Raw genomic sequence first — 2,077 nt, forward strand, 5'->3', positions numbered from 1 at the left:
CTTGAATCTTCACTCTAAATGCAACGCATCGCAGCGAACAGCGGCCCACGGCCCTCGGTAGAATGGTGTTTGCCTAGAACATCATACGAAAGAGGGGACCATGGGCCACCACATCCATCTTACACTACACGAGCGCGAGGACATCATGATCATGCGCCGGGACGGGAAGGGCGTCTCCGAGATCGCCCGCGCCATAAGGCGCGACAAGTCGACCGTCTCCCGCGAGCTGAGCCGTAACTCGTGCGCCCGGTCCTACCGCGCCTCGACCGCCCAAAGGCGCTACGACGAGCGCAGGAAGGCGTGCCGCCGACGGGCCATCCTCGACGACGGGCATGTGTTCGACCTGGTCAGGGAAAAGTTCCTGGAGCAGCAGTGGTCCCCCGAGCAGATAGAGGGGCGCCTCGCCTTGGAGATGGGCAGGAGCCCCGTGAGCGACACCACGATCTACCGCGGCATACACGCGGGCAGGTTCGACGGCTGCATCGGCGGCCGCAAGGCCAAAAGGAGGCTCAGGCATAGGGGCAAGCGCCGCCGGGGGCCCGATGAGCGCCGCGGCAGGATCCCGATCACGCACGAGATCTCCGAGCGGCCGCAGGCGGCCGAGCTCCGCAGCGAGCCCGGGCATTGGGAGGGGGACACGGTCGCCGGCAAGGCGGGCGGCGCATGCCTGCTGACGCTCGTGGACCGCAGCGACGGCTTCCTCGTGGGCGGCAAATGCCGGCGCAAGACGGCGGAGTGCGTGCGGGCGAGGATGCCGTCGTCGCTCGCGGGCCAGCCCCTGGCGTCGGTGACGCTGGACCGGGGCAAGGAATTCGCCGCCCATGCCCAGGTCACCGACGAGATCGGGGTGGAGTTCTACTTCGCCCTGCCCCACCATCCATGGCAGCGGGGCACCAACGAAAACACCAACGGGCTCCTGCGGGAGTACTTCCCGAAAGGCGAGTCCTTAGACGATGTCAGCGAAAGGCGGGTGCTGGAGGTGTACGATAAGCTCAACCGCAGGCCGCGCAAACGCCTGGGCTACCGAACACCGTACGAGATTCACTACTCCGAGGTGTTGCATTTGATTTGAAGATTCAAGCTATAATCTTTCTTGCTTAAATAGCAGGCGAAAGCGAAGGAGCTCCTATGGTCACCAAGGATGATGCGTGTTGGATAATCGGCCTTTCCGCAGGTGCGGGCATTGGCGTATATCTTGATGGCGGCTGGGGCGTCGATGCGCTTGTCGGGCGTGAGACCAGGGCTCATAACGACATCGACCTGTTCGTTCAGCGCGGGGATTACCAAAGGTTCGTGGATCTAATTGCTGATGAGGGGTTTTCCGAGGTGGCTGCATCTTTCACCACCGAAGATCACACGGTGTGGCAAGACGAGGCGGGGCGCATCGTCGACCTGCATTGCTTCGATTTCGCCGAGAATGGCGATATTCTGTATCAGGGAGATCGTTTTCCCGGGGAGGTCTTTTCGGGGAGGGGGCGCATCGGCGAGGTGGAGGTGTCGTGCATCGACCCCGAAAGCCAGCTGTTGTTTCACTTGGGCTATCAGCATGACGAGCACGACGTCCACGATGTCATGCTCCTATGCCGTGAGTACGGTTTCGACGTTCCCGAAGAATATCGCTAGCTGTTGCTTTTTGCATCGGGTCACGACTTCAGCGCTTGCCGCAGATGCGCTGCGCCAGACCGCCCTGGACATCACGCCACGCCGTATATGGCCCTCCGCGCACGCGAGTCCCATTTCGCCTGCTTGATCCAGTACTCGTAGAACGGATAGGGGGTCACCTTGTACTGGCGCCAGGTCTTCTCGTACGTGCCGCGGGCCGCCTGCCTCACTATGAGCTCGGCGAGCTCGTCCGCGCTCCTGCGGACCTTGAAGCACCACGTCCACTTGAACCAGGCGAGGTAGTTCTCGAGGCGTCTCGTGGAGACGCCCCGGAACCTGCCGATGAAGTGCCTCATCTGGGAGTGGAGGCTGTTCACCCTGTTGATGGCGTGCTCCTCCCTCTTGCTGGCGATGTGCTCGCCGACGCCGAGGGCGGGCAGGACGCGGCGGTACACGTGCGCACGGTCCGTCGAGA

2 protein-coding genes and 1 pseudogene are annotated in these 2,077 nt (G+C 62.7%); 2 read left to right on the forward strand and 1 reads right to left on the reverse strand.

Annotated features, from left to right (window positions below; genetic code table 11):
- Positions 1 to 100 precede the first annotated feature (100 nt).
- Both ACQRAQ_RS08510 and ACQRAQ_RS08515 read left to right on the forward strand, forming a co-directional pair.
- Entirely contained in the window at positions 101 to 1,072 is a 972-nt protein-coding gene (locus ACQRAQ_RS08510; RefSeq protein ID WP_373205034.1) for an IS30 family transposase, read from the forward strand.
- A gap of 56 nt (positions 1,073 to 1,128) precedes the next feature.
- Positions 1,129 to 1,623: a nucleotidyltransferase domain-containing protein gene (locus ACQRAQ_RS08515; RefSeq protein WP_039689008.1), complete on the forward strand. Its 495-nt coding sequence runs from the start codon at positions 1,129 to 1,131 to the stop codon at positions 1,621 to 1,623.
- 71 nt (positions 1,624 to 1,694) lie between these two features.
- On the opposite strand, the pseudogene ACQRAQ_RS08520 reads toward ACQRAQ_RS08515, so the two are convergent.
- Positions 1,695 to 2,077 (reverse strand): annotated as a pseudogene (locus tag ACQRAQ_RS08520) (hypothetical protein); the annotation flags it as partial.

Origin of the sequence: Collinsella sp. SGI.178 (assembly GCF_050313495.1) — a bacterium.
Lineage (GTDB): Bacteria > Actinomycetota > Coriobacteriia > Coriobacteriales > Coriobacteriaceae > Collinsella.

What these genes read in the sequence shown, in the direction of transcription:
- ACQRAQ_RS08510 (WP_373205034.1), top strand. Translation starts at nt 101, where the DNA reads ATGGGCCACCACATCCATCTTACACTACACGAGCGCGAGGACATCATG.
- ACQRAQ_RS08515 (WP_039689008.1), top strand. Translation starts at nt 1,129, where the DNA reads ATGGTCACCAAGGATGATGCGTGTTGGATAATCGGCCTTTCCGCAGGT.